The sequence below is a fragment of the Salinarimonas sp. NSM genome (assembly GCF_052380005.1).
Classification (GTDB): domain Bacteria; phylum Pseudomonadota; class Alphaproteobacteria; order Rhizobiales; family Beijerinckiaceae; genus Salinarimonas.
The window spans coordinates 12,464-36,741 of the sequence record NZ_JBQTCJ010000011.1; the positions used below are offsets into that span (position 1 = coordinate 12,464).

Annotated in this window: 19 protein-coding genes; 8 read left to right on the forward strand and 11 right to left on the reverse strand. The window is 72.3% G+C overall.

Annotated elements, in window-relative coordinates:
- Positions 1-7: 7 nt before the first annotated feature.
- Positions 8-2,206: a 3-hydroxyacyl-CoA dehydrogenase NAD-binding domain-containing protein gene (locus ACTZWW_RS06535; RefSeq protein ID WP_444780133.1), complete on the forward strand. Its 2,199-nt coding sequence runs from the start codon at positions 8-10 to the stop codon at positions 2,204-2,206.
- Positions 2,207-2,228: 22 nt separating this feature from the next.
- Here ACTZWW_RS06535 and ACTZWW_RS06540 read toward each other — a convergent pair whose 3' ends face one another.
- Entirely contained in the window at positions 2,229-3,206 is a 978-nt protein-coding gene (locus ACTZWW_RS06540; RefSeq protein ID WP_444780134.1) for a glycerophosphodiester phosphodiesterase, read from the reverse strand.
- Positions 3,207-3,407: 201 nt separating this feature from the next.
- Between ACTZWW_RS06540 and ACTZWW_RS06545 the strand changes: the two genes are divergently transcribed.
- The 3 genes from ACTZWW_RS06545 (at position 3,408) to ACTZWW_RS06555 (ending at position 7,201) form a co-directional block, all read left to right on the forward strand.
- The gene (locus ACTZWW_RS06545; protein WP_444780135.1) at positions 3,408-5,324 is read left to right on the forward strand and encodes a propionyl-CoA synthetase; all 1,917 of its coding nucleotides are present in this window, start codon (positions 3,408-3,410) and stop codon (positions 5,322-5,324) included.
- An 84-nt stretch (positions 5,325-5,408) separates the two neighbouring features.
- Positions 5,409-5,741: a hypothetical protein gene (locus tag ACTZWW_RS06550; RefSeq protein WP_444780136.1), complete on the forward strand. Its 333-nt coding sequence runs from the start codon at positions 5,409-5,411 to the stop codon at positions 5,739-5,741.
- 5 nt (positions 5,742-5,746) lie between these two features.
- Complete coding sequence (locus ACTZWW_RS06555; RefSeq protein WP_444780137.1) at positions 5,747-7,201, forward strand: methyl-accepting chemotaxis protein; 1,455 nt, start codon at positions 5,747-5,749, stop codon at positions 7,199-7,201.
- 15 nt (positions 7,202-7,216) lie between these two features.
- Here the strand turns inward: ACTZWW_RS06555 and ACTZWW_RS06560 are convergent, their stop codons facing one another.
- The 6 genes from ACTZWW_RS06560 to ACTZWW_RS06585 all read right to left on the reverse strand — a co-directional run bounded on the left by ACTZWW_RS06560 (position 7,217) and on the right by ACTZWW_RS06585 (position 12,852).
- Positions 7,217-8,812 (reverse strand): copper resistance CopC/CopD family protein, encoded by a 1,596-nt coding sequence (locus ACTZWW_RS06560; protein ID WP_444780138.1) that lies wholly within the window; start codon positions 8,810-8,812, stop codon positions 7,217-7,219.
- A 53-nt stretch (positions 8,813-8,865) separates the two neighbouring features.
- Positions 8,866-9,390, reverse strand: coding sequence for a YcnI family copper-binding membrane protein (locus tag ACTZWW_RS06565; RefSeq protein WP_444780139.1), 525 nt, complete (start codon positions 9,388-9,390; stop codon positions 8,866-8,868).
- A 42-nt stretch (positions 9,391-9,432) separates the two neighbouring features.
- Positions 9,433-9,876, reverse strand: a complete 444-nt coding sequence (locus ACTZWW_RS06570) for a DUF2946 family protein (protein WP_444780199.1) — start codon at positions 9,874-9,876, stop codon at positions 9,433-9,435.
- A 64-nt stretch (positions 9,877-9,940) separates the two neighbouring features.
- The gene (locus ACTZWW_RS06575; protein WP_444780140.1) at positions 9,941-11,569 is read right to left on the reverse strand and encodes a CTP synthase; all 1,629 of its coding nucleotides are present in this window, start codon (positions 11,567-11,569) and stop codon (positions 9,941-9,943) included.
- Positions 11,570-11,684: 115 nt separating this feature from the next.
- Positions 11,685-12,074 (reverse strand): preprotein translocase subunit SecG, encoded by a 390-nt coding sequence (gene secG, locus ACTZWW_RS06580; RefSeq protein WP_444780141.1) that lies wholly within the window; start codon positions 12,072-12,074, stop codon positions 11,685-11,687.
- Positions 12,075-12,234: 160 nt separating this feature from the next.
- On the reverse strand, positions 12,235-12,852 hold the full coding sequence (locus tag ACTZWW_RS06585; RefSeq protein WP_444780142.1) for a peroxidase-related enzyme: 618 nt from the start codon (positions 12,850-12,852) through the stop codon (positions 12,235-12,237).
- A gap of 127 nt (positions 12,853-12,979) precedes the next feature.
- Here ACTZWW_RS06585 and ACTZWW_RS06590 point away from each other — a divergent pair, with 127 nt between their 5' ends.
- Together ACTZWW_RS06590 and ACTZWW_RS06595 are read left to right on the forward strand one after the other, a co-directional pair.
- Positions 12,980-17,830: an NAD-glutamate dehydrogenase gene (locus ACTZWW_RS06590; protein WP_444780143.1), complete on the forward strand. Its 4,851-nt coding sequence runs from the start codon at positions 12,980-12,982 to the stop codon at positions 17,828-17,830.
- A 45-nt stretch (positions 17,831-17,875) separates the two neighbouring features.
- Positions 17,876-18,421, forward strand: a complete 546-nt coding sequence (locus ACTZWW_RS06595) for a hypothetical protein (RefSeq protein WP_444780144.1) — start codon at positions 17,876-17,878, stop codon at positions 18,419-18,421.
- Here ACTZWW_RS06595 and ACTZWW_RS06600 read toward each other — a convergent pair whose 3' ends face one another.
- Positions 18,422-19,054: a MarC family protein gene (locus ACTZWW_RS06600; protein ID WP_444780145.1), complete on the reverse strand. Its 633-nt coding sequence runs from the start codon at positions 19,052-19,054 to the stop codon at positions 18,422-18,424. It lies immediately after the preceding gene.
- Between the two features lie 133 nt (positions 19,055-19,187).
- Between ACTZWW_RS06600 and ACTZWW_RS06605 the strand changes: the two genes are divergently transcribed.
- A complete protein-coding gene (locus ACTZWW_RS06605; protein ID WP_444780146.1) occupies positions 19,188-20,054 on the forward strand; it encodes a hypothetical protein in 867 nt (288 codons plus the stop codon).
- Here the strand turns inward: ACTZWW_RS06605 and ACTZWW_RS06610 are convergent.
- The 3 genes from ACTZWW_RS06610 to ACTZWW_RS06620 form a co-directional block, all read right to left on the reverse strand.
- Positions 19,994-21,448 carry an ATP-binding protein gene (locus tag ACTZWW_RS06610; RefSeq protein ID WP_444780147.1) on the reverse strand — a complete coding sequence of 485 codons (1,455 nt, stop codon included), beginning with the start codon at positions 21,446-21,448 and terminating at the stop codon, positions 19,994-19,996. The genes ACTZWW_RS06605 and ACTZWW_RS06610 overlap by 61 nt on opposite strands.
- Positions 21,445-22,131 (reverse strand): winged helix-turn-helix domain-containing protein, encoded by a 687-nt coding sequence (locus ACTZWW_RS06615; protein ID WP_444780148.1) that lies wholly within the window; start codon positions 22,129-22,131, stop codon positions 21,445-21,447. Before ACTZWW_RS06615 ends, ACTZWW_RS06610 begins: the two co-directional genes overlap by 4 nt.
- 189 nt (positions 22,132-22,320) lie before the next feature.
- The gene (locus ACTZWW_RS06620) at positions 22,321-23,517 is read right to left on the reverse strand and encodes a trypsin-like peptidase domain-containing protein (protein ID WP_444780149.1); all 1,197 of its coding nucleotides are present in this window, start codon (positions 23,515-23,517) and stop codon (positions 22,321-22,323) included.
- A gap of 221 nt (positions 23,518-23,738) precedes the next feature.
- Between ACTZWW_RS06620 and ACTZWW_RS06625 the strand changes: the two genes are divergently transcribed.
- A complete protein-coding gene (locus tag ACTZWW_RS06625; RefSeq protein WP_444780150.1) occupies positions 23,739-24,206 on the forward strand; it encodes a glycine zipper 2TM domain-containing protein in 468 nt (155 codons plus the stop codon).
- The last annotated feature ends 72 nt before the right edge of the window (positions 24,207-24,278 follow it).

A 24,278-nucleotide genomic window follows, 5' to 3' on the forward strand; every position in this document is an offset into this window, starting at 1 on the left:
AACGACCATGGACCTCACCAACTTCCGCTTCGAGACCGACGCCGACGGCATCGCGCTGCTCACCTGGGACATGCCCGAGCGCTCGATGAACGTCATCACGCCAGACGTCATGGACGAGCTCGCCCGCGTCGTCGAGCACGTCGCCGAGAGCGCCGAGATCAAGGGCTGCGTGATCGCGTCGGGCAAGAAGGACTTCTCCGGCGGCGCCGACCTCACCATGCTCCAGGGGCTTCGCGCCATGCACGCGAAGCTCGCCGCGGAGAAGGGCGAGGAGGAGGCGATGCGCGTCTTCTTCGAGGAATCGCGCCGGCTCACCCTGCTCTACCGGCGGCTCGAGACCTGCGGCAAGCCATTCGCGGCGGCGGTCCACGGCACCTGCCTCGGCGGCGCCTTCGAGCTCGCGCTCGCCTGCCACCAGCGCATCCTGTGCGATCACGACCGCACCAAGGTCGGGCTGCCCGAGATCAAGGTCGGGCTCTTCCCGGGCGCCGGCGGCACGCAGCGCGTGGCGCGCCTGATGCAGACGGGCGACGCGTTGCAGATGCTGTTCAAGGGCCAGCAGATCAAGGGCCTCATGGCCCGCAACATGGGCCTCGTCCACCAGGTCGTGCCGCACGACCAGCTGATCGACACGGCCAAGGCCTGGATCCGCGACGGCGGCTCGGCGGTGGCGCCGTGGGACCAGAAGGGCTTCAAGCTGCCCTCGAACAAGGTCTATTCCCCCGCCGGCATGCAGATCTGGCCCGCGGCGAACGCCATCTACCGCCGCGAGACCAACGACAACTACCCCGCCGCCAAGGCCATCCTGCAGTCCGTCTACGAGGGCCTGCAGCTGCCGATGGACCTCGCGCTCAAGGTGGAGTCCCGCTACTTCGCGCAGATCCTGCGCTCGAAGGAGGCGGCGGCGATGATCCGCACGCTCTTCGTCTCCATGGGCGAGCTCAACAAGGGCGCCCGGCGCCCGGCCTCCGTCGGCGAGACGAGCCTGAAGAGGATCGGCGTCGTCGGCGCGGGCTTCATGGGCGCGGGCGTCGCCTACGTCGCGGCGAACGCCGGCTTCGAGGTCGTGCTCGTCGATCGCGACATGGAGGCGGCGGAGAAGGGCAAGGCCTACTCGCACAAGCTCATGACCGACCAGGTCATGAAGGGCCGCGCCAAGACCGCCGACCGAGACGCGCTGCTCGGGCGCATCGCCGCGTCCGACGACTACGCCACGCTCGCGGGCTGCGATCTCGTGATCGAGGCGGTGTTCGAGGACCCGAAGGTGAAGGCCGAGGTGATCGCCAAGGTCGAGGCCGCCGTGGGCGAGCGCGCGATCTTCGGCTCGAACACCTCGACGCTGCCGATCTCCGGGCTGGCCAAGGCCTCCGCGCGGCCCGAGCGCTTCGTGGGCATCCACTTCTTCTCCCCGGTCGAGAAGATGATGCTCGTCGAGATCATCCTGGGCGAGAGGACCGGAGACGAGGCGCTGGCGGTGGCGCTCGACTTCGTGCGCGCCATCAAGAAGACGCCCATCGTCGTCAACGACGCCCGCGGCTTCTTCGCCAATCGCTGCGTGGGCGCCTACATCCTCGAAGGGCACAAGATGCTCGTCGAGGGCGTGCCGCCGGCGATGATCGAGAACGCCGGCAAGGCGGCGGGCATGCCGGTGGGTCCGCTCTCCCTCAACGACGAGGTGGCGCTCGATCTCGCGCTCAAGATCGTCAAGGCCACGGAGGCGCAGCTCGGCGCGGACGCGATCGATCCCGACCAGAAGGCGCTCCTCGTCGCCCTGGTCGAGGACGAGGGCCGGCTCGGTCGCAAGAACCGTCAAGGCTTCTACGACTACCCGGAGGGCGGCAAGAAGCGGCTCTGGCCGGGGCTCTCCGGGCTGGCGAAGGCGACGCGCGAGGGCGAGACCATCGACTTCGCCGAGCTGCAGGACCGCCTCCTCGTCGCCCAGGCGCTGGAAGCGGCCCGCACGGTGGAGGAGGGCGTGATCGTGGACCCGCGCGAGGCGGACGTCGGCTCGATCCTCGGCTTCGGCTTCGCGCCCTTCACGGGCGGCGCGCTCTCCTACATCGACTTCATGGGGGCGAAGGCCTTCGTCGAGAAGGCGGATCGCCTGGCCGAGGCCCACGGCGCCCGCTTCGCGGTCCCTACCCTGCTGCGGCGCATGGCCGATGCCGGCGAGACGTTCTACGGGCGCATGAAGCCCGCCGCGTGAACGGACCGTGTCGGCGCGCCCGTCAGCGCGTCGGCAGGCGCACCTGCGGCGCGACCGCGTCACCACGCTCGACGAGGAGCGCCCGCAGGCGGTTGGGGTAGTCGGTGATGATGCCGTCGACGCCCATCTCGACGAGGCGGCGCATCGCGGCGATCTCGTTGACGGTCCAGGGGATCACGAGGAGGCCGAGCCCCTTCGCCTCCGCCAGGCGCGCGGGGTCGAGGTCCTCGTGGTGCGGCGACCAGGTGGTGCAGCCGGCATCCGCCGCGAGGCGAGGCGCGGAGCCCTGGGCGTCGTCCGCGTCGCGCCCGCCGAGCCAGGGCGAGGCGCCGGGCCGGCCGGCTTCCACCGTATCGAACGGCTCCTGCGCCGTGAGGCAGACCCGCGCGATCTCGGGGGCGATCTGCGCCATCGCATCGAGCGTGCGCCAGTCGAAGCTCTGCACGCTCACCCGATCGGCGAGGCCGTGCGCGCGCACGACCTCCGCGAGGAGCACGGCGAACGCCTCGGGCGTCGGCGACAGGTCGGCGCGGTCCGGGCGGATCTTCGTCTCGAGATTGTAGCGCACGTGCCCGGCGCCCAGCGCCTCGACGCGGGCGAAGACCTCCTCCAGCGTCGGGATGCGCGCCCCGTCGCGGGTGATCTGGTCGGCGAAGCGGCGCGCGTAGTCCGATCCCGGGCGCAGCCGGCCGACGTCGTAGGTCTTCACCGCCTCGAGCGTGAGGCCGCGCATCGCGATCGGCGCGCTCACCCAGCTCCCGTCCGGCCCCCGGGCGATGTCCGGCGAGAGCGCGAGGTCGTGGTGGACGACGAGCACGTCGTCGGCGGTGACGACGAGGTCCAGCTCCAGCGTGTCGACGCCGATGGCGAGCGCCTGGTCCACGGCCGCGATGGTGTTCTCCGGCGCGAGCCCGCGCGCGCCGCGATGGCCCTGCAGGTCGAAGGCGTGGGCAGGCGCGGCGGCGAGGAACGCCGCCGCGAGGATCGAAATGAGCCGCATCGTCCACCTCGCGCGTCGGATCGCCCCATCCTACGGCCTAAATGCGCGCGAATGAAGCGCATCCGGCGCGGATCCACCCGAGCCGGCTGCATCCGCGCTCTCCCCGATGGCCGAAAGTCCGGCTTGCCGCGATCCTGCGCGGGGTGCATGCGCGACGCATCGTACGGCCCAACCAACGAGACGCCACGGGAGGACGAAGCCATGACGACGCCGGGTGCGAGCCGCTACCCCGAGGTCTACGCCGCCTGGAAGGCCGACCCGCGGGCCTTCTGGGGCGAGGCGGCAAAGGCGATCGACTGGCTCACACCGCCCGAGACGGTGCTCGACGAGAAGGCCGGCGTCTACGGCCGCTGGTTCGAGGGCGGCGTGTGCAACGTCTGCCACAACGCCCTCGACCGCCACGTCGCCGAACGCGGTGACCAGAAGGCGATGATCTACGATAGCGCCATGACCGGCGAGATCGCGGCGTGGACCTATGCCGAGATGCGCGACGAGGTCGCCGCGCTGGCGGGTGTGCTGCGCGAGATGGGCGTGGAGAAGGGCGACCGGGTCGTCGTCTACATGCCGATGATCCCGCAGGCGGTGTTCGCGATGCTCGCCTGCGCCCGCATCGGCGCGATCCACTCGGTCGTGTTCGGCGGCTTCGCGGCGAACGAGCTCGCGACCCGCATCGAGGACGCGACGCCCAAGGCCATCCTCTCCGCCTCCTGCGGCCTCGAGCCGGGCCGCACCGTCGCCTACAAGCCGCTGCTCGACAGGGCGATCGAGCTGTCGATCCACAAGCCGGACGCGTGTCTCGTCTTCCAGAGACCGCAGGCGCAGGCGACGCTCGTCGAGGGGCGCGACCGGGACTGGGCGGAAGCGGTGGGGGACGCCAAGGCGCAAGGGCGTCTCGCCGACTGCGTGCCCGTCGCGGCGACCGATCCGCTCTACGTGCTCTACACGTCGGGTACCACGGGCAAGCCCAAGGGCGTCGTGCGCGACACGGGCGGCTACATGGTGGCGCTCGCCTGGTCGATGCATGCGCTCTATGGCGTGGAGCCCGGCGAGGTCTACTGGTGCGCCTCCGACGTCGGCTGGGTCGTCGGGCATTCCTACATCGTGTACGGCCCGCTGATCGCCGGATGCACGACGATCCTCTACGAGGGCAAGCCGGTGGGCACGCCCGACGCCGGAGCCTTCTGGCGCGTCATCGCCGAGCACGGCGTCACCACGCTGTTCACCGCGCCCACCGCGCTGCGCGCCATCAAGAAGGAGGACCCGCGGGCCGAGCATCTGGCGCGGTACGACCTCTCGCGCTTCCGCGCGCTCTTCCTCGCCGGCGAGCGCGCCGATCCCGCCACCGTGCAGTGGGCGGAGGAGATTCTGAAGGTGCCGGTGATCGATCACTGGTGGCAGACGGAGACCGGCTGGGCCATCGCCGGCAACCCGATCGGCCTCGGCGCCCTGCCTGTGAAGCACGGCTCGCCGACGGTACCGATGCCGGGCTACGACGTGCGCATCGTCGACGAGGGCGGGCGCGACGTGCCGCCGAACACGATGGGCTCGATCGTCATCGCCCTGCCCCTGCCCCCCGGCTGCCTGCCCACCCTCTGGCACGCCGACGACCGCTTCCGCGAGAGCTACCTCGAGGCCTTCCCCGGCACCTACAGCACCTCGGACGCCGGGTTCGTCGACGACGACGGCTATCTCTTCATCATGGGCCGGACCGACGACATCATCAACGTCGCCGGCCACCGCCTCTCGACCGGCGGCATGGAGGAGGTCCTCGCCTCGCATCCGGCGGTCGCGGAATGCGCGGTCGTCGGCGTGAAGGACGCGCTGAAGGGCGAGGTGCCCTGCGGGTTCGTGGTGCTCAAGGCCGGCGTCGAGGCGACGCCGCTGGCGATCGAGGGTGAGCTCGTGGCCCTCGTGCGCGAGCGCATCGGCCCCGTCGCCGCCTTCAAGCTCGCCGTCACCGTGGGCCGCCTGCCGAAGACGCGCTCGGGCAAGATCCTGCGCGGGACCATGAAGAAGATCGCCGATGGCGACGACTGGACGATGCCGGCGACCATCGACGATCCCGCAATTCTCGACGAGATCTCGTCCGAGCTGTCGCGGCGCGGGATAAGCTCCTAGTCTGCGGTTGCCTTAACCTGGATTTAAATCGCGTGGCGCAGCGTCCATCCGCAAGGCGACAATTCCGTCGCCGCGGAACATTCGATGGCCCGCTTCCTGCTCGCGCTCTTCGCGCTCGCCTCGCTCGCGCTTCCGCTCGCCGCGGCCGCGCCGGCGGACGTGCGCGTCGGCGCGGCCGTCGTCTTCCCGCCCTGGACGAGCCAGGCCGACGCCTTCGCCCGCATCGGGGCGAGCGGCGGGGCACTCGTCAGCGCGGGCACCGTCCCCTTCGTCGCAGTGGCGACCGCGGGCGAGCCCGCCGCCTTCGCGCGCGCGGTCCGGGCGGCCGGCGCCTGGCTGCTTCTCGACCCGGGCGCGCTCGGCGGCTGCCTCGTCTCGAACGAGGGCACCGATTTCACATCTTCCTCGAGGACATGACAGAGATGGTCGACGTCTCCACGCTCCGCATCACGACGGCCAAGGCGCTCTCGGCGCTCCTCGCTGCGCACGTCGCCGTCGCGGCCGGCATCGCGCTCGCGCTCGGCGGCTCCCTCGTCGTCAACGTCGGCATCGCCGCGCTCCTCGCCGCTCCCGGCATCGCGCTGGCGCTGACCCGCCCCGACAGCCCGGAGACGCGGTTCGCCATCGCCATCGGCCTCATCGCTCAGGTCTCGCTCTTCGTCTGGGAGCTCGCCGGCCACCCGTGGCAGGTCGACGTGCACATGTACTACTTCGCCACGCTGGCGATGCTGGCGGGCTTCTGCGACTGGCGCACGATCATCGTCGGGGCCGTGGTCACGGCCTTGCACCACCTGTCCTTCAACTTCCTCATCCCGCTCGCGGTCTTCCCCGAAGGAGCGAGCTTCCTGCGCGTCGTCCTGCACGCCGTGATCGTGGTGCTGGAGACGGCAGTGCTCACCTGGGTGGTGCTCACCCTCGAGCGCATGATCGCCGCCTCGCGCGAGGGCCTCCTCGCGGCGGAGGCCGCCGCGGCCAAGGAGCGCGAGCTCGCAGCGATGCGCGTCGCCGAGAGCCGCAAGGTCGCCGAGCGCGCCGCGACCGTGGACAAGCTCGCCTCCGAGTTCGAGAGCGGCATCCGCTCCGCGCTGGCGAGCCTCGACGGCGCCTTCAGGAGCATGCGCGAGCAGGCCGACGGCCTCACCGAGATCGCGAGCCGCACCCGCGGCTCGGTGTCGGACGCCATGGGCCGGTCCGAAGCCACCGCGGCCAACATCCAGCACGTCGCGGCGTCGGGCGAGGAGCTCGCGGCCTCGATCGGCGAGATCGGTCGCTCGGCCCAGTCCTCCTCGCAGATCGCCGCGCGCGCCGTCGCCGGCGCCCGTGCCACCGACGCCCACGTCCAGGATCTCTCCGCCGCAGCGCGCTCGATCGGCGAGGTCGTCGACCTGATCCGCACCATCGCCGAGCAGACGAACCTTCTCGCGCTCAACGCCACGATCGAGGCCGCGCGCGCGGGCGAGGCCGGCAAGGGGTTCGCCGTCGTCGCGGCGGAGGTGAAGACGCTCGCCAACCAGACCGCGAAAGCCACCGAGGAGATCGCCGCCAAGGTCGCGGAGATGCAGGCGGCCACCGACGGCTCGGTGACCTCGATCCGCGACATCGCCGCGACGATCGACGAGATGAATCAGCTCGCCGCCGCGATCGCCTCGGCGGTGAGCCAGCAGAGCGCGGCCACCTCCGAGATCTCGCGCAACGTGCAGGAGGCGGCGAACGGCGCGCGGGCGGTGAACGGCGCCGTCGACATCGTCGGCGGGCTCGCCGACGAAACCGGCTCGGCGTCGCAGGCGATCATCGCCGCCTCGAAGGCGCTGGCCGACGAGGCCGCGGAGATCCGCGCCCGGGTGGAGGGCTTCGTGTCGAAGGTGCGCGCGGCCTGAGCGGTCGCGCGAACGTCACTCCAGCACGAGGGTGCCGCCGAGCACCTCGCGGTCGAAGTCGGTGACGAGCACCTCGACGCGCAGGTCCCACGGACCGGCGACGGGAAGCGGCAGGGCCTCGACCACGAACACCCCGCCCTCCCGCACTGCCTGCGCCTCGACCCGTTCGATTCCCAGGTCGGGGCGCGCCAGGGTCAGGGTCACCTCGATCGGCGACAGCGGCGCGAAATCGGCGCCGGCGAGGGCGAGCTCGAAGCGATTGGCTCCGGCGCGGCCGGGGATCACCGCGACCTGCGCCATCGCCAGCCGCCCGTGCAGGTGCATCTCGGTGCGCGCGACGGCGTCCGAGGCCTGCGCCATCGCCCGCGGCGGGGGCGTGGCGCGCAGCGACGAGACGAGCGCGAGCACCGCGACGCCGAGGACGATCTCCGCGCGCAGCGAGACCCGCAAGCTGCCGCTCGCCCCGAAACGGCCATGGGCGAGTGCCGGCGCGAGGCGAACGCGGTTGGCCAGCGCGATCGCCAGCATGACCGCGACGAGCGCGACCTTGGCGGCGAGCACCGGCGCGTAGCCGCTCGCGCCGATTTCCTCCGGTGCCGGTGCGACCTGCACGACCGTCAGGACGGCGCCCGTCGCGACGAGCACGAGAACCGGCATCGGCGCGAGTGCCGAGAATCGCGCCAGCGCAACGGCCGCCTCGGCCCGCTTCGCGACGACGCTCGCCAGCAGCATCGGCAACGCACCCACCCAGAGGAGGCCGAGCACGGCGTGCAGCGCGACGGCCGGAACGGCGAGAACCCGCGGCGGCGCGGTCGCCGCATGGCCGAAGAGTGCGTAGGACGCCCCCGCGAGCACGAGCGCCGCGACGGCGAGCGGCGGGGCGAACCCCGATGGGCTCAGCGCCGCCGCCGCGAGAAGCGCCGCGACGACCGCCGCGACCACGCTCGTGCCGAAGGAACTCGCGGCACCCGCCTCCCAGGCAGCGGCCAGACCGGCACCGGAGAGGAGCGCGCGCGGCCCCTCGCCCATGAGATCGACGCCGTGGAGCAGCGTCGCGACGAGCGCTGCGGGAAGCGTGGCGAGCGCGGCGACGCGCGCGACGCGCAGCGCAGCCGCCGGCGCCCGGCCGCGGGCGACGAGGACGACATGGCCCGCACCGCCGACGCCGAGCGCCAGCGACAGCGTGAGCGCGAAGCGCCCGAGCGCGGCCGCCGCCGCGCCGCCGTTCACGCGCGCGTCCGATGCCTGCACCGCGCTCGGCGCGCCGATGGAGAACAGGTGCGTCCCGCCGACCGGGTGGCCGTCGGCCGAGACGACGCGCCATGCGACGAGGTGCGTTCCGCTGCCGAGGTCGCCGGGAGGCTCGATCACGAGCACGGTGCCCTCGCCGCGCAGGGCGGCGTCGCGGCTCGCGCCGTCGGGTGAGATCCAGCGTACGGAGAGCGGCGAGACCGGCTCGTTGAAGACGAGCCGCACGACGTCGGGCGGCGACGCGAGGACGGCCTCGCGCATGGGCTCGGCCGCCTGGAGCTGCGCATGCGCACGCGCCTCGCCGACCCCTCCGAGGAGGAGCCCGACGAGCAGCGCGACGACGAGTGCGGCCAGGCGCACGAACGTGGACGGGGGGAGCCCCCCGCCCGCAGGGGACGGGGGGCGGGGGCGCATCACTCGACGATGCGCAGGGCGGGCGCCGGGTAGCGCAGATCGCCCCCGCTCTGCCCCTCGGCGGGGATCTCGATCCACCGCTCGGCGCCGGTGTCGCACTCCTGCACGGTCGGGAAATGCACCGTCGTTCCCGGTGGGAAGGCGTCCGTCAGGCTGCCGCGGAAGACGAACTCGTCGTAGTGCGCATCGAGCAGCTCGCCGCGCCAGATCAGCTCGACGACCCCCTCGGTGACCTCGGTGCCGTGCGAGGTGTAGGGACGTGCGAGCGGGCCGGTGACGATCTCGAGATCCCAGCCGGCCTTGGGCATCGGCTTCACCGAGATCATGCCCTCGGGAATGCGGACCCGCAGCACGCGGGTCGCCTCGCCGGCGCAGCCGTGCGGGACGCGCAGGACCGCCTTGTAGGTGGAGCCGGCGCGGGCTTCCCGCACCTCGAGGGTGGCGTGTGCGGCGGCGACGGAAGGCGCGAGGACGCAGGCGAGCGCGAGCGCGCCGCCCGCGAGGACGGAGTGGATGGTCTTCATGTCGTTCGTCTCTCGATCGGTGTGAACGTGAGTGTCTGTTCGTCAGGCGATCGAGATACGGGGCGGCGCGCGACTTCGGTGCGCGCGACGTTCGAAAAGTCGCGCGGGGAGACGCGTCGGCTGCGGGCGCGCGCGGGCGACGCGACGGGCGCGCAGGACGAGCGAGGGAAGCGGGGCCGAAAGCGCGGCGGACTTGGCGAGGAGGCAGAAGGGGCACGGGACCCACGCCGGACGCTCGTCACCGGCTCCATCACTCGTGCCGTCCTCGGCGAGCGTGAGATCCGCGTCCACCACCCCGTGACAGAGCGTCGCCAGCGCCTCGGGCAGCACGCCTGCATACGCAGAATCCGCGGCGTGCGCGGCATGCCCGCCGCCGTGGCTCGCGGGCACGTGCGCGAAGCCCGACAGGAGAAGCGCGAGGGTGACGATCGCGACGAGCGACCGGTGCAACCATCCAGCGATTCGACGGGCGGACGGCGGAGCCATGCCCGCTACATACGCAACCGGGCGAGGCCCGGTCAAGCCGACGACGGGCGAGCCAGAGAGAGGATCACACCAGCCTAGATTGCACCAGCGCCGCCTCGATGAAGCTGCGGAAGAGCGGGTGGGGCTCGAAGGGGCGCGACTTCAGCTCCGGGTGGAACTGCACGCCGACGAACCAGGGGTGGTCGGCGCGCTCCACGATCTCCGGCAGGAGCCCGTCCGGCGAGACGCCACAGACCTTGAGCCCCGCCTCCTCCAGCCGATCGCGATAGGCCATGTTGACCTCGTAGCGATGGCGGTGGCGCTCCTCGATCTCGGTCGCGCCGTAGATCTCGGAGACGCGGCAGCCGTCGCTGAGCGTCGCCGCGTAGGCGCCGAGCCGCATCGTGCCGCCCAGATCGCCCGCGGCGGCGCGACGCTCGAGCTCGTTGCCGCGCATCCACTCGGTCATCAGGCCGACCACCGGCTCGTCGGTCCGGCCGAACTCGGTGGAGCCGGCGTGCGCGATCCCCGCGAGCGAGCGTGCGGTCTCGATGCAGGCCATCTGCATGCCGAAGCAGATGCCGAAATAGGGGATGTTGCGCTCGCGCGCGAAGCGCACCGCCTGGATCTTCCCCTCGGAGCCGCGCTGGCCGAAGCCGCCGGGCACGAGGATGCCGTTGACGTTCTCGAGATAGGGCGCGGGGTCGGACTGCTCGAAGATCTCGCTCTCGATCCACTCGAGGTTGACCTTCACCCGGTTGGCGATGCCGCCGTGGTTGAGCGCCTCGATCAGGGACTTGTAGGCGTCCTTGAGCCCCGTGTACTTGCCGACGATGGCGATCGTCACCTCGCCCTCGGGGTTCTTCACGCGCTCGACGATGTCCTCCCAGGTGGAGAGGTCGGGCTCGCGGGCGTCCTCGATTCCGAAGGCGGCGAGCACCTCCTGGTCGAGCCCCTCGGCGTGGTAGGACAGCGGCACCTCGTAGATCGAGGGCACGTCGCGCGCCTCGATGACCGCCGTCTCGCGCACGTTGCAGAACAGGGCGAGCTTGCGTCGCTCCTCGCGCGGGATCGGCCGATCACAGCGGCACAGCAGGATGTCGGGCTGGATGCCGATCGAGCGCAGCTCCGCCACCGAGTGCTGGGTCGGCTTCGTCTTGAGCTCGCCGGCCGAGGGGATGAAGGGCAGGAGCGTCAGGTGGATGTAGATCGCATGCCCACGCGGCAGCTCGTTGCCGAGCTGGCGGATCGCCTCGAAGAAGGGCAGGCCCTCGATGTCGCCCACGGTGCCGCCGATCTCGACGAGCACGAAGTCGTAGCCCTCGTTGCCGCCGAGCACGAAGTCCTTGATGGCGTTGGTGACGTGCGGGATCACCTGGATCGTCGCGCCGAGATAGTCCCCGCGCCGCTCCTTGGCGATGATGTCCTGGTAGATGCGACCCGTGGTGATGTTGTCCTGCTTCGTCGCCGGCACGCCGGTGAAGCGCTCGTAGTGGCCGAGGTCGAGGTCGGTCTCGGCGCCGTCGTCGGTGACGAAGACCTCGCCGTGCTGGTAGGGGCTCATCGTCCCCGGGTCGACGTTGAGGTAGGGGTCGAGCTTGCGCAGGCGGACCTTGTAGCCGCGCGCCTGCAGCACCGCCCCGAGGGCCGCCGAGGCGAGGCCCTTGCCGAGCGATGACACCACGCCGCCGGTGATGAATACGTACCGCGTCATGGACCTTCACCTTCATGACGGCGCCCTCGATTCGCAAGCGGCGAATCGAGCCCTGCCGTGATCATCCACATGCGACGAGGGCCGCGGCCGCTTCGGCCGCGCCCGAGACCGCGCGTCAGCGCGACTGCGGGACCTCGGGCCCCGCCGGGGTGCCGCCCTGCATCCGGTCGAGCTCCTCGAGCACGCCGGGACCCGGCAGCGGCGCGCCGGGCGCGGACGGCTGGTCGGGCGGGGAGGAGAGCGGCAGCGTGTCGATCACCGAGGTCGGGGCGCGGTCGATGCCCGCCAGGATCGCGAGCGCGAGGCTGGTGGCGAAGAACAGCCCGGCGAGCACGGCGGTGGTGCGCGTGAGCACGCTCGCCTGGCCGCGGCCGGTCATGAAGCCTCCGCCGCCCGAAGAGCCGCCGCCCATGCCCAGCCCTCCGCCCTCGGAGCGCTGCAGCAGCACGACGCCGACGAGCGCCAGCACGATGATGAGGTGGACGATGATCAGAACGGTTTGCATTGAAACAGCCTCGAGCGGCCCCGCGCCCGGCGGGTCGCTCGTCACGTCTTGCGATGAGCGCCGCGTCTAGCACGGTCGCGGCGGCCGTTCCACTGCGAAAAGCCGCCGCCCGCGCATGCCCGGCATGTGGGTGCCGGCGGCGGCAGGCGCAAGGACGCGCTCACGCGGCTCCCCGACGGGCCATCGCATGGTATTCCGCGTTGGGGCGCATGTCGGTCGCAGAGGCGAGGCGGTTCGACATGGCGAAGAACGACGCCACCGCCGCCACGTCCCAGATGTCGACGTCGGAGAAGCCGGCGTCGCGCAGCGCCTGCCGGTCGGCCTCCGCGATGGAGAACGAGGCGAGGGCCACCTTCTCGGCGAAGGCGAGCATGGCGACGTGGCGGGGCGCGAGGCGGGCGGCGCGCCAGCTCACGGCGAGCGTGTCCCCGAGCACCGGGTCGCCGGATAGCTGGCGCACGGCCGCGCCGTGGGCGGTGACGCAGTAGAAGCAACGGTTCGCCGCCGAGACGACCACCGCGATCATCTCGCGCTCGAGCTTGGAGAGACCCGACGGCGCAAGCATCAGGCCGTTGTAGAAGGCGGCGAAGGCGGAGAGCTTGGCGTCGTCGTGGGCGTAGGCGGCGAGCACGTTGGGCACGAAGCCGATCTTCTCCTCGCACCTGGCGAGGTAGGCGCGCATCTCCGGCGAGAGCTCGCCCGGCGGCAGGTCGAGCGCGGTGGGACGCGCCTCCGGCTGCTGGATCGGCGGCTTCGACCCCGTTCTCGGCTCGCTCATGACACTCTCCCGGCGCTGGCGCGTTGGTGCGCGGCGAATTGTTGCAGCGGGAGGCGGGCTATGCCAAGCCTTGCCGCGACGTCGAGCGCCGTCCGCCGGGGCGGCGCGCGACCCGAGGAGAGGCGTCATGGACCGGATCGAGGACGGGGAAACGGGCGGCACGATCGCGGCGGCGATGGCCGCGCTCGAGGAGGAGCGCAGCCGCCAGGCGCCCCCGCGGGTGGTCGACGACCTGTTCGGCCGCACGCCCCGAGAGGACCTCGACCGCTACGCCCCCGCCGAGCTCGCCGAGCTCGCCAACGCCGCCTACGACCACCTGCGCAAGCCGCGCGCCTTCGCGCCCGGCGAGGAGCGCCACGACCTCCTCGTCACCGATCGCGAACTCGTCGGCGACGGCACCGCCCCCGGACGCGAGCTGACGCTCGTCGAGGTCGTCAACGACGACATGCCCTTCCTGCTCGATTCGACGCTGGCCGAGATCGTCGATCAAGGACACGAGCCGCGCCTCGTCGCGCACCCGATCCTCTCCGTGCGCCGGGACGAGTCGGGCCGCCTCGCCGAGCTGATCGGCCCCGCCCGCGGGCAGACGCCACCCGGCGCGATCCGCGAGAGCCTGATCCACATCCATCTCGACCGGCTCGACGAGGACGCCCGCGAGCGCCTGCGCGCAGGGCTCGAGCGGGTCCATGCCGACGTCGCCGTGGCCGTGGCCGACTGGAAGGCCATGCGCGAGCGCCTCGCCGACGCGATCCGCCGCTACCGCGAGACGCCCCCTCCCCTGCCCCCCCAGGAGACCGAGGAAGCGCTCGCCTTCCTCGACTGGATCGCTGCGGACAACTTCACCCTCATCGGCATGCGCGAGTACGGCTTCCCCGACGGCGACGTCGCGGCGGCGCCGATCGAGGGCTCGGGGCTCGGCATCCTGCGCGACCCGACGGTCAAGGTGCTGCGCCGCGGGCGCGAGCTCGTCGCCATGACGCCGGAGGTCCGCGCCTTCCTGGAGAAGCCGTCGGCGCTGATCACGACGAAGGCGAACGTGAAGTCGCGTGTCCACCGCCGCGCGCATCTCGACTACGTCGGCATCAAGCTGTTCTCGGACGCGGGCGCGGTCGCGGGCGAGCTGCGCGTGGTCGGCCTGTTCACGGCGAGCGCCTACACGGAATCGACGGACGACGTGCCGGTGCTGCGCCTCAAGCGCGAGAAGGTGCTGGCGCGCGCGGAGTTCGACCCGCAGAGCCACGCGGGGCGCGCCCTCATCAACGTGCTCGAGAACTACCCGCGCGACGAGCTCTTCCAGATCGACGAGGAGACGCTCTACGACTTCGCGCTCGAGATCATGAACCTCGCCGACCGGCCGCGCGTGCGCGTGCTGGCGCGGCCGGACGAGTTCGACCGCTTCGTCTCCGTGCTCGTCTTCATCCCCAAGGACCGCTACGACACGCAGGTGCGCCGCAAGGTCGGCGAGTTCCTCGCCGGCGTCTACCAGGGCCGCGTCTCGGCGGCCTATCCGGCCTATCCGGAAGGGCCGCTCGCGCGCACGCACTACATCATCGGCCGCGAGGAAGGCGAGACGCCGGACATCCCGCGGGCGCAGCTCGAGGACGGCGTCGGCGCCATCGTGCGCACCTGGGGCGACGCCCTGCGCGACGCGCTGCGCGAGGAGATCGGCGGGCCGCGGGCGCGCACCCTCGCCGCGCGCTACGCCGACGCGTTCAGCGCCGCCTACCGCGAGGCCTTCTCCGCCCGCGAGGCGATCCGCGACATCCTCATCGTCGAGCGCATCTCGGCGGACCGTCCGCGCGCCGTCGATCTCTACCGCCGCGAAGGCGATCCGCAGACGCGGGTGAACCTCAAGGTCTTCTCCCGCGGCGCCGGCCTGCCGCTCTCCGAGCGCGTGCCGCTGCTCGAGAACCTCGGCTTCCACGTGATCAACGAGCGGACCTACCGCGTCGTCCCCGCGGGCGCCGCCGACGGCGATCGCGTCTGGCTGCACGACATGACGCTGACCCGCGCCGCCGGCGGGCCGCTCACGATCGAGCGCATCGAGAAGACGATCGAGGCGGCGCTGCTCGCGCTCTTCCGCGGCTTCGCCGAATCGGACGGGTTCAACAAGCTGGTGCTGGAGGCCGAGCTCGGCTGGCGCGACGTCGCCATGATCCGGGCGCTCGCGCGCTACCTGCGCCAGGTCCGCATCGCCTACGGGCAGGACTACCTCGCGAGCACGCTCGCGCGCCATCCCGCGATCGCTGCGGCGATCGTCGACCACTTCTACGCCCGGTTCGACCCACGCGTCACCGACAAGCGCCCCCGCGAGGAGGCGGAGGCGGAGGTGCGAACGCGCATCGAGGAGATGCTCGGCGCGGTCGAGAGCCTCGACGACGACCGCATCCTGCGCCGCTTCGTCAATCTCGTCGACGCGATGCTGCGCACGAACTACTTCCAGATCGAGCCCAACGGCCAGCCGCGGCGCACCATCGCCTTCAAGATCGAATGCGCGAAGGTCGAGGCGATGCCGCTGCCGCGGCCGCTCTACGAGGTGTTCGTCTACTCGCCCCGCGTCGAGGGCGTGCACCTGCGCTTCGGCAAGGTGGCGCGTGGTGGCCTGCGCTGGTCGGACCGGCCGCAGGACTTCCGCACCGAGGTGCTGGGCCTCGTCAAGGCGCAGCAGGTCAAGAACGCCGTCATCGTGCCGGTGGGCGCCAAGGGCGGCTTCGTGCCCAAGCGCCTGCCCCCCGCGAGCGACCGCCAGGCCTGGTTCGATGAGGGGCGCGCGAGCTACGAGGTCTTCATCGACACGCTGCTGGAGCTCACCGACAACATCGTCGGCGACGACGTCCGCCCGCCGCCGGACACCGTGCGCCACGACGGCGACGACCCCTATCTCGTGGTCGCCGCCGACAAGGGCACGGCGACGTTCTCGGACACCGCGAACGCCCTCTCGCTGGCACGCGGCCACTGGCTCGGCGACGCCTTCGCCTCCGGCGGCTCGAACGGCTACGACCACAAGGGCATGGGCATCACGGCCCGGGGCGCCTGGGAGGCGGTGAAGCGCCACTTCCGCGAGATGGACGTCGACGTCCAGAGCGAGCCGGTGACGGTGGCGGGCGTCGGCGACATGTCGGGCGACGTGTTCGGCAACGGCATGCTGCTGTCGCGCGCGATCAAGCTCGTCGCCGCCTTCGACCACCGCGACATCTTCATCGACCCCGATCCCGACCCGGAGGCCTCCTTCGCCGAGCGCAGGCGCCTGTTCGACATGGGCCGATCCTCCTGGGCGGACTACGACACGCGCCTGATCTCGCCGGGGGGCGGCGTGTTCTCGCGCAATCTCAAGGCGATCCCGCTCACGGACGCCATGCGCGCGCTGCTCGACCTCGACCAGAAGACGGCGACCCCCTTCGAGCTGATGCGCGCGATCCTGCGCATGCGCGTGGACCTGCTCTGGTTCGGCGGCATCGGCACCTACATCCGCGCCACGGGCGAGAGCGACGACCAGGTGGGCGATCGCGCCAACGACGCGATCCGCGTCACCGGCGCGGAGCTGCGCACGCGGGTGATCGGCGAGGGCGCGAACCTCGGCGTCACCCAGCTCGGGCGCATCGAGGCCGCACGCCGGGGCGTGCGCCTCAACACCGACGCGATCGACAACTCGGCGGGCGTGAACACGTCCGACGTCGAGGTCAACATCAAGATCGCGCTCGACACGCCGCTGCGCGACGGCCGCCTGGAGCCGGACGCGCGCAACGCGCTGCTCGCGGAGATGACGGAGGACGTCGCGGGCCTCGTCCTGCGCAACAACTACCTCCAGACGCTCTCGCTCTCGCTGGCCGAGCGGCGCGGAGCGGGCGACGTCGGCTTCGTGCGCCGCCTCATGCAGGGCCTCGAGCAGGAAGGCCGGCTCGACCGTTCCGTCGAGCAGCTGCCCGACGACGCGGCGCTGACCGCCCGCGCCGAGGCGGGCGAGGGCCTGACGCGGCCCGAGCTGGCGGTGCTCCTCGCCTACGCCAAGCTCCAGCTCTACGACCAGCTGCTGGCGAGCGCCGTGCCGGACGACCCCTATCTCGGCCGCGAGCTCGAGCGCTACTTCCCCGGCGCGCTCCAGGAGCGCTTCGCCGACGCGATCCAGACGCATCGGCTGCGCCGCGAGATCATCGCGACCCAGCTCTCGAACGCCATCGTCAACCGAGGCGGGCCGACCGTGATCGCGCGCCTCGCCGACGCGACGGGCGCGGACGCCCCCACCATCGCCGCCGCCTACGCCGCCGCGCGCGACGCCTTCGGCCTCGTCGCCCTCAACGCGGGCGTCGACGGGCTCGACACCAGGATCGCCGGCGCGCTCCAGCTCTCGCTCTACGCCGAGCTCGAGGAGCTGGCGATGAACCGCATCGGCTGGTTCATCCGCAACGTCGACCTCGACCTCGAGCCGCTCGACGCCATCATCGGGCGCTTCCGCGAGGGCGTCGTCGCCGTCGAGGACGCGCTGGCGGATTGCCTGCCGGACGCCGCGCAGGCGCTCTGGCACGAACGGACGGGCGCGCTCACCGCGCAGGCCGTGCCGGAGGCGCTCGCGCGCCGGCTCGCGGCGCTGCCGATCCTCGTCGCCGCCCCCGACATCGTGCTCATCGCCGGCGACGCCGGCCGCTCGATCCGCGACGTCGCGGCGACCTACTTCGCCCTCGACGAGACCTTCCGGCTCGGGACCCTCGCCGCGCAGGGCCGCGCCGTGGCGATCTCGGACTACTACGATCGCCTGGCGCTCGAGCGCGCGCTCTCGGGCGTCGCGGACGCGCATCGCCGGCTCACCGCCGAGATCGCCAGCGAGCAGGGATCCGGCCGCGACGCGGTCGAGGCCTGGTGCGCGAGCCGTCCGGACGTGACGCGCATCCGTGCGGCGGTGGACGGCATCGTCTCCTCGGGGCTGACGCTGTCGAAGCTCACGGTCGCGGCGAGCCTGCTCGGGGACCTGACGCGCGGCTGAGACAACGTTCACCTTCGTTTAACCGATGCGTGCGCAGCCTGTCTCATGCGCGCGCATCGGCCCCTCACGAGCCTCCTCGCGGCGGCGCTCCCGGCGCCGGGCCCGCTCGCCTGCGGCCTGCTCGCGCTCCTCCTCCTGCTCGCACCCCTCCTCGCCTCTCGCCCCGCCGAGGCAAGGCTCGACGACCTGCCCGACCTCATCCAGGCCCGCGCGCTCGCCATGATGGAGGCCTGCCGGGCGGCGGGCGGCAGCCCGGGCGACCCGATGTCGGCCATCGAGCGGCTGGACCTCACCGGCAACGGCCGCCCCGACGCCATCCTCGACGAGAACCGGTTCGACTGCCGGGGCCGCCAGTCGATGCACTGCGCGCCGATCGGCTGCGAGACCTTCGTCTTCGTGAATCAGCGCTGGACCGGCTGGAAGCAGATCCTCAGCCTGGTGGGCTCCTACTGCATCGAGTACGGCCAGCGCCCGCCGCGCTTCGTCACCATCCAGCGCAACCATTCCTTCGACGGCGGCTCGGAGATCCTGAACGTGCGCTACCGCTTCACGCGGGGCGTCTACCTCCAGGACGGGCGTGGAAGCTGCTGATCAGCCGGCGACGAGGCTCCCGATCCCGTCCACCGCGAACTGCACCGCGAGCGCGGCGAGGATGACGCCGAGGAGCCGCGTGAGCACGATGTTGCCGGTGACGCCGAGCAGCTTCGACACGCGCTCGGCGACGAGGAAGGCGAGGAAGCAGGTGGCCACCCCCACCGCGATGACGCCGACGAGCGCCGCCTGCATCGCCGGCTCGCCCGCCGCACGGCCCGCGAGCAGGATCACCGCCGTGATCGCGCCCGGGCCCGCCATCAGCGGGATCGCGAGCGGGAAGGCGGCGACGTTGCGCACGTGATCGAGGGTGATCGCGGTCTCGGCGGTCTCGCGCTTGCGCTCCGAGCGGCCGCCGAAAATCATTTCGAAGGCGATGTAGAACAGGAGGATGCCGCCCGCGATCCGGAAGGCGGGGAGCCCGACGCCGAGCGCCTGCAGCAGCAATTCCCCGCCGAAGCCGAAGAACAGCAGAATCGCGAAGGCGATCAGGCAGGCGCGCACCGAGACGCCGCGGCGCTGCTCCTTCGTCATCCCGTTCGTCACCGACAGGAAGATCGGCGCCAGGCCGGGCGGGTCGAGCGTGACGAGCAGCGTGACGAACGCGGCCCAGAGGAAGTCGGCGTCGAGCATCGTCCAGGGTCTCGGGAAGGGAGGGAGCGGGTCCGCCCCGCTTAGCGGAAACGGGCGTGGGCGTCGACCACGGCCGCTCGCCGTGCCACACTCCGCCCGCCTCGGCCTCGACGCGCCCCCGGAGCCCTCCACCATGCCCTTCGTCGTCCGCGACAGCCTCTCGCTCCCCGGCTCCCCGGAGCGCCCGAACGAGGACGCCTGCGGGGCGGCGGGGGATTTCGCGTGGGCGATCGACGGGGCGATCCTGCCCGGCACCGAGGCGATCATGGACGCGCCGTCCGACGCGGCCTGGCTCGTCGGCTTCGCGAGCGAGCGCTTCGCCGCACTCGCGCCGCACGCGACGGACGCGGCGCGGCTCGTGCTCTCCGTCGTCGAGGAGGCGCGCGCGCTCTTCCTCGCCCGCGTCGAGGCGAGCGGCCGGGCCGAGCGGATGGAGCGTCACACCTGGCCCGCTGCCGCGCTCACGCTGGCGCACGCGCGGCCGGGCGCCGTCGAGACGCTGACCCTCGCCGACACCATCGCCTATGTCCGCGAGGCGAGCGGGGCGGTCTACACGCTCGGCGAGGCGCCGGGCCTGCGCCGGGCCGAGAGCGCGCACGCGCAGCATCTCCTGCGCGAGACCGGGCTCGACATCGAGGCGATGCGCAAGAGCCCGGCCTACCTGGCGGACGCCGAGCGCCGCAAGCGCGCGCAGGTCGCCGCCGCACCGGCGATCTTCGGCCTGCATCCCGACGCGGTGGCGCAGGCGGAGCGCGGCTCGGTCGCGCTCGACGGCACCGCGCAGGTGCTGCTGGCGACCGACGGCTTCTCCGCGCTCGTCGAGCTCTACGGCGCGCTCGACGTGGCGGAACTGATGGAGCGGGCGTGCGGCGAGGGGCTCGACCCGCTCGGCGCCCGGCTGCGCACGATCGAGACCGAGATCGACCCCACGGGGCGGCTCTACCCGCGCTTCAAGCGCTCGGACGACGCCACCGCGATCCTGGTCGAGGCGTCCTTCTGAGCCGCGCCGGCGGCGGGAAGGACCAGCACCGCCCGCAGGCCCGGATCGGCATCCTCGAGCCGCAGCACGCCCCCGTGCAGCCGCGCCACCGCCGCGACCAGCGACAGGCCGAGCCCGAAGCCGGGTCGCGTGCGGGCCGTCTCCAGCCGCACGAAGCGCTCGAGCACCCGCGCGCGCTCGGCCTGCGGGATGCCGGGGCCGCGGTCGCGCACGGCGATCAGCACGGCGTCGCCCTCCCGCCGGGCCGTGAGCGTCACGGCGGCGCCGGGCGCCGTGACGCCGGCGTACTTGAGCGCGTTGTCGAGGAGGTTCGCCAGCGCCTGGCCGAGGAGCTCGCGCGAGCCTTCGAGGGGGAGCGCGTCGGCGATGTCCGTCTCGAGCGTCACGCCCGCCTCCTCGGCGACCGCGTCGTAGAGTTCACCGACACCGCGGGCGATCTCGGCGGCGTCGATCGGCGCGCGCATCTCGCGCGCGTTGCCGGCCTCGAGCCGTGCGATCATCAGGAGCGCGTCGAAGACGCGGATGAGGTCGTCGCTCTCCTCGATCGTGCGCTCCAGCGCCGCGCGCAGCGCCTCCGGGCCGTCCGCGGTGCGCAGCGCCTCGTCGGCGCGGGCACGCAGGCGCGCGAGCGGGGACTTGAGGTCGTGGGCGATGTTGTCGGAGACCTGGCGCATGCCCTCCATCAGCTCACCGATCCGCTCGAGCATGGCGTTGAGGCTCTCCGCCAGCCGGTCGAGCTCGTCGCCCGAGCCCGAGACGCCGAGGCGTCCGGAGAGGTCGCCCGCCATGATCGTCTTCGTCGTCGCCGTCATCGCCTCGATGCGGCCGAGCACGCGCTTGGAGACGAGCCAGCCGCCGACGAAGCCGAGCACGACGAGGACGAGGACCGACCAGCCGAAGGCGCCCCAGATCGCCTCGACGATGCGGTCCCGCTCGCCCATGTCGCGCCCCACCAGCAGGCGAAAGCCGCCGGGGAGGACGAAGACGCGCACGAGCGCGCGATGCACGGCGACGCCGCTCTCGTCCTCCGCCACGAGCCGGGCGTACTCGATCGTGCGCTCGCCGGGGCTGTCGAGCGTTCCCGGCGAGACCGAGACGACGTTGCCGGTGATGCGCTGGCCCTGCGGCGTGGTGAACAGGTAGACGGACGCGCCCGGCGCCTGCGCGCGGCGCTCCACCGCGCCGGCGAGGCGGCGCAGCCCACCGCGGCGCCAGATCCGCTCGAGATCGGCGATCTCGGCCTCGATCGTCTCGACCATGCCCCGCGTCGTGATCCGCTCGGCGCTCCAGGCGACGTAGCCCAGCGCCAGCACGATCGAGAGCGTGAACACCCCGAGGTAGAACAGCGACAGCCGGAACGCCGTCGTCGCGAGGAGCTTGCGCAGCCCGCTCACTCGCCGGCTCCGCGCAGGCGGTAGCCCGCGCCGCGGACGGTCTGGATCAGCGCGGTCTCGAAGCCCTTGTCGACCTTGGCGCGCAGCCGCGAGACGTGGACGTCGATGACGTTGGTCTGCGGGTCGAAATGGTAGTCCCAGACGTGCTCGAGCAGCATCGTGCGGGTGACGACCCGCCCGGCGTTGCGCATCAGGTACTCGAGCAGCCGGAACTCGCGGGGCTGCAGCTCGATCTCGCGCCCCGCGCGGGTGACGCGCCGCGACAGCCGGTCGAGCTCGAGATCGCAGACGGCGTAGCTCGTCGGCTCGGCGGCGGCGGGCGCCGCACCGCGCCGCGCCAGCACCTCGACCCGGGCGAGCAGCTCGGAGAAGGCGTAGGGCTTGGGCAGGTAGTCGTCGCCGCCCGCCCGCAGCCCCTTCACCCGGTCGTCCACCTGCCCGAGCGCGGAAAGGATCAGCACCGGCGTCGCCACGCCCTGCTCGCGCAGCGAGCGGATGAGCGAGAGCCCGTCGAGCTTGGGCAGCATGCGGTCGACGACGAGGATGTCGTAGTCGCCGCTCTCGGCGAGCGCGTAGCCGTCGAGCCCGGTCTCGGCATGGTCGACCGTGTGCCCCGCCTCGCGCAGGCCCTTGGCGAGGTAGGCTGCCGCCTCGCGGTCGTCTTCGACGATGAGGATCTTCATGGTGAGCCACAGATAAGCGCGCGCGCGGCCGATGCCAGCCGTTTCCTCCCCGGAGGGGAGGAGTCCGCGCAGCGGACGGTGGGGCCGTTCGACCACGCGTGCGAGCCGCGTCGCCGCCCTCCCCACCCTCCGGCCTTCGGCCTCCGTCCTCCCCTGCGGGGAGGAAGCGGGTCGCGGACCTCGGGACAGTCACGTCCCCAGGCGGCCGATGCGCACGTCGAGGGCGGCCTCGCGGCCCTTGCGGAAGATCGTGATCGCGACCCGCGTGCCGGGTGCGATCCCGGCGATGCGGCGGGTGAGGTCGCGGTGGTCGCCGATGGCCTCGCCGTCCACCGCGAGGATGACGTCTCCCGAGCGCAGGCCGGCCTCGGCGGCGGGCGTGTTCGGCTGCGGCTGGGCGATCAGCGCGCCTCGGACCTCGTCGAGCCCGATCGCCTCGGCGATCTCCGGCGTCACCGCCTGGACCTGCACGCCGAGGAAGCCGCGGGTGACGACGCCGTCCGCGCGCAGCTGCGTCGTCACGCTCTCGGCGACGTGCGCCGGGATGGCGAAGGCGATGCCGACGTTGCCGCCGGACGGCGAGAAGATCGCCGTGTTCACGCCAACGACCTGGCCGGCGAGATTGAAGGTCGGGCCGCCCGAGTTGCCCCGGTTGATCGGCGCGTCGATCTGCATGAACTCGTCGTAGGGCCCGGCGCCGATGTCGCGCGCCTCCGCCGAGACGATGCCCGCCGTCACCGTGCCGCCGAGCCCGAACGGGTTGCCGATCGCCACCACCCAGTCGCCGATGCGCGAGCGCTCCGGCGCGAACTCGACGTAGGGGAAGATCTCCCCGTCCGCGTCGACCTTCACGAGGGCGAGGTCGGTGCGCGGGTCGGTGCCGACCACGCGCGCGTCGAACGTGCGCCCGTCGTCCATCAGGACCTCGACCTCCACGGCGTTCTCGACGACGTGGTTGTTGGTGACGAGGTAGCCGTCGGCGGAGACGAGGAAGCCCGAGCCCTGCGACGCCGCGAAGCGCTCCGGCGGCGGGCCGCCCCGGCGCTGCCGCGGGTCGCCCTCGCCGAAGCGGCGGAAGAACTCGTAGAGCGGATCGCCCGGCGCGAGGTCGGGGACCTGCCCGCCGAAACCCTCCGGGCCGCGCACCGCGACCGCTTGTGCGCGCACCCGCACCGATACGACGGCGGGGCGCACGCGCTCGACGACGTCGGCGAAGGAGGGCATCGTGAGCGGCCGCTCCAGGGTGAGCGGATCGGCGAGCGCCGCGGGCGGGGGCAGCATGCCGCTGCCGACCGTGCCCGCGCCGACGGCCGCGGCGACGGCGGCGGCGACGAGGCCGGCGCGCAGGCGCGCGCTGCGGGTTCGGGGCGTCCGGATCTCGCGCATCGTGACAAGCATCCCTTCACGGGTTTCGGTCTTCGAGGCTGGAAGATGGCGCAGCCGAGCTTGCACCGCCATCACGCGCACATGACATTTTCGTAAGGAAGCCCGCCGGCGTGCGCTCCGATGGGACAAGAGTCCGCTCTCATTCACCGCTCGTTCATCTTGTTGCCGCTTTATCGGGCTCTGCAGTTCGGGATCAACGAACCCAACGAGTCGAGCCCTCCATGAAGACCTCCAGATTCGCGCTCGCGGGCGCTCTCGCCGCGACCCTCACCCTCGGCGCCTGTGCGGGCGCCGGCCCGAACCAGCAGGTCGGGGGCTTCTCCGGCGCGCTGATCGGCGGCATCGTCGGCTCTCAGATCGGCGGCGGTCCCGGCGAGCGCATCGCGGCCGGCCTCGCCGGCGCCGCGATCGGCGGCCTGATCGGCGGCCAGATCGGCGCCAACCTCGACGCCGCCGACCAGCAGCGTCTCTTCAACGCCCAGCGCCAGGCCTTCGCGGCGCCCCCCGGCCAGCCGGTGCGCTGGCAGGGCGATCAGGCCTACGGCGAGGTGATCGCCTTCGAGCCGGTGCAGCGCAGCGGCCGGTACTGCCGCGAGTACCAGAACACGGTCTACATCGGCGGGCGCCCGCAGCAGGCCTACGGCACCGCCTGCCGCCAGCCGGACGGCTCGTGGGAGATCGTCGGCTGACGCCGGACGCCTCTCGAAGCATCGCGATGCATGGGAAAGGGGCTCTCGGAGCCCCTTTTTCGTGCGTATTTG

What these genes read in the sequence shown, in the direction of transcription:
- ACTZWW_RS06535 (WP_444780133.1), top strand. Translation starts at nt 8, where the DNA reads ATGGACCTCACCAACTTCCGCTTCGAGACCGACGCCGACGGCATCGCG.
- ACTZWW_RS06540 (WP_444780134.1), bottom strand. Translation starts at nt 3,206, where the DNA reads ATGCGGCTCATTTCGATCCTCGCGGCGGCGTTCCTCGCCGCCGCGCCT.
- ACTZWW_RS06545 (WP_444780135.1), top strand. Translation starts at nt 3,408, where the DNA reads ATGACGACGCCGGGTGCGAGCCGCTACCCCGAGGTCTACGCCGCCTGG.
- ACTZWW_RS06550 (WP_444780136.1), top strand. Translation starts at nt 5,409, where the DNA reads ATGGCCCGCTTCCTGCTCGCGCTCTTCGCGCTCGCCTCGCTCGCGCTT.
- ACTZWW_RS06555 (WP_444780137.1), top strand. Translation starts at nt 5,747, where the DNA reads ATGGTCGACGTCTCCACGCTCCGCATCACGACGGCCAAGGCGCTCTCG.
- ACTZWW_RS06565 (WP_444780139.1), bottom strand. Translation starts at nt 9,390, where the DNA reads ATGAAGACCATCCACTCCGTCCTCGCGGGCGGCGCGCTCGCGCTCGCC.
- ACTZWW_RS06570 (WP_444780199.1), bottom strand. Translation starts at nt 9,876, where the DNA reads ATGGCTCCGCCGTCCGCCCGTCGAATCGCTGGATGGTTGCACCGGTCG.
- ACTZWW_RS06575 (WP_444780140.1), bottom strand. Translation starts at nt 11,569, where the DNA reads ATGACGCGGTACGTATTCATCACCGGCGGCGTGGTGTCATCGCTCGGC.
- secG (WP_444780141.1), bottom strand. Translation starts at nt 12,074, where the DNA reads ATGCAAACCGTTCTGATCATCGTCCACCTCATCATCGTGCTGGCGCTC.
- ACTZWW_RS06585 (WP_444780142.1), bottom strand. Translation starts at nt 12,852, where the DNA reads ATGAGCGAGCCGAGAACGGGGTCGAAGCCGCCGATCCAGCAGCCGGAG.
- ACTZWW_RS06590 (WP_444780143.1), top strand. Translation starts at nt 12,980, where the DNA reads ATGGACCGGATCGAGGACGGGGAAACGGGCGGCACGATCGCGGCGGCG.
- ACTZWW_RS06595 (WP_444780144.1), top strand. Translation starts at nt 17,876, where the DNA reads ATGCGCGCGCATCGGCCCCTCACGAGCCTCCTCGCGGCGGCGCTCCCG.
- ACTZWW_RS06600 (WP_444780145.1), bottom strand. Translation starts at nt 19,054, where the DNA reads ATGCTCGACGCCGACTTCCTCTGGGCCGCGTTCGTCACGCTGCTCGTC.
- ACTZWW_RS06605 (WP_444780146.1), top strand. Translation starts at nt 19,188, where the DNA reads ATGCCCTTCGTCGTCCGCGACAGCCTCTCGCTCCCCGGCTCCCCGGAG.
- ACTZWW_RS06615 (WP_444780148.1), bottom strand. Translation starts at nt 22,131, where the DNA reads ATGAAGATCCTCATCGTCGAAGACGACCGCGAGGCGGCAGCCTACCTC.
- ACTZWW_RS06620 (WP_444780149.1), bottom strand. Translation starts at nt 23,517, where the DNA reads ATGCGCGAGATCCGGACGCCCCGAACCCGCAGCGCGCGCCTGCGCGCC.
- ACTZWW_RS06625 (WP_444780150.1), top strand. Translation starts at nt 23,739, where the DNA reads ATGAAGACCTCCAGATTCGCGCTCGCGGGCGCTCTCGCCGCGACCCTC.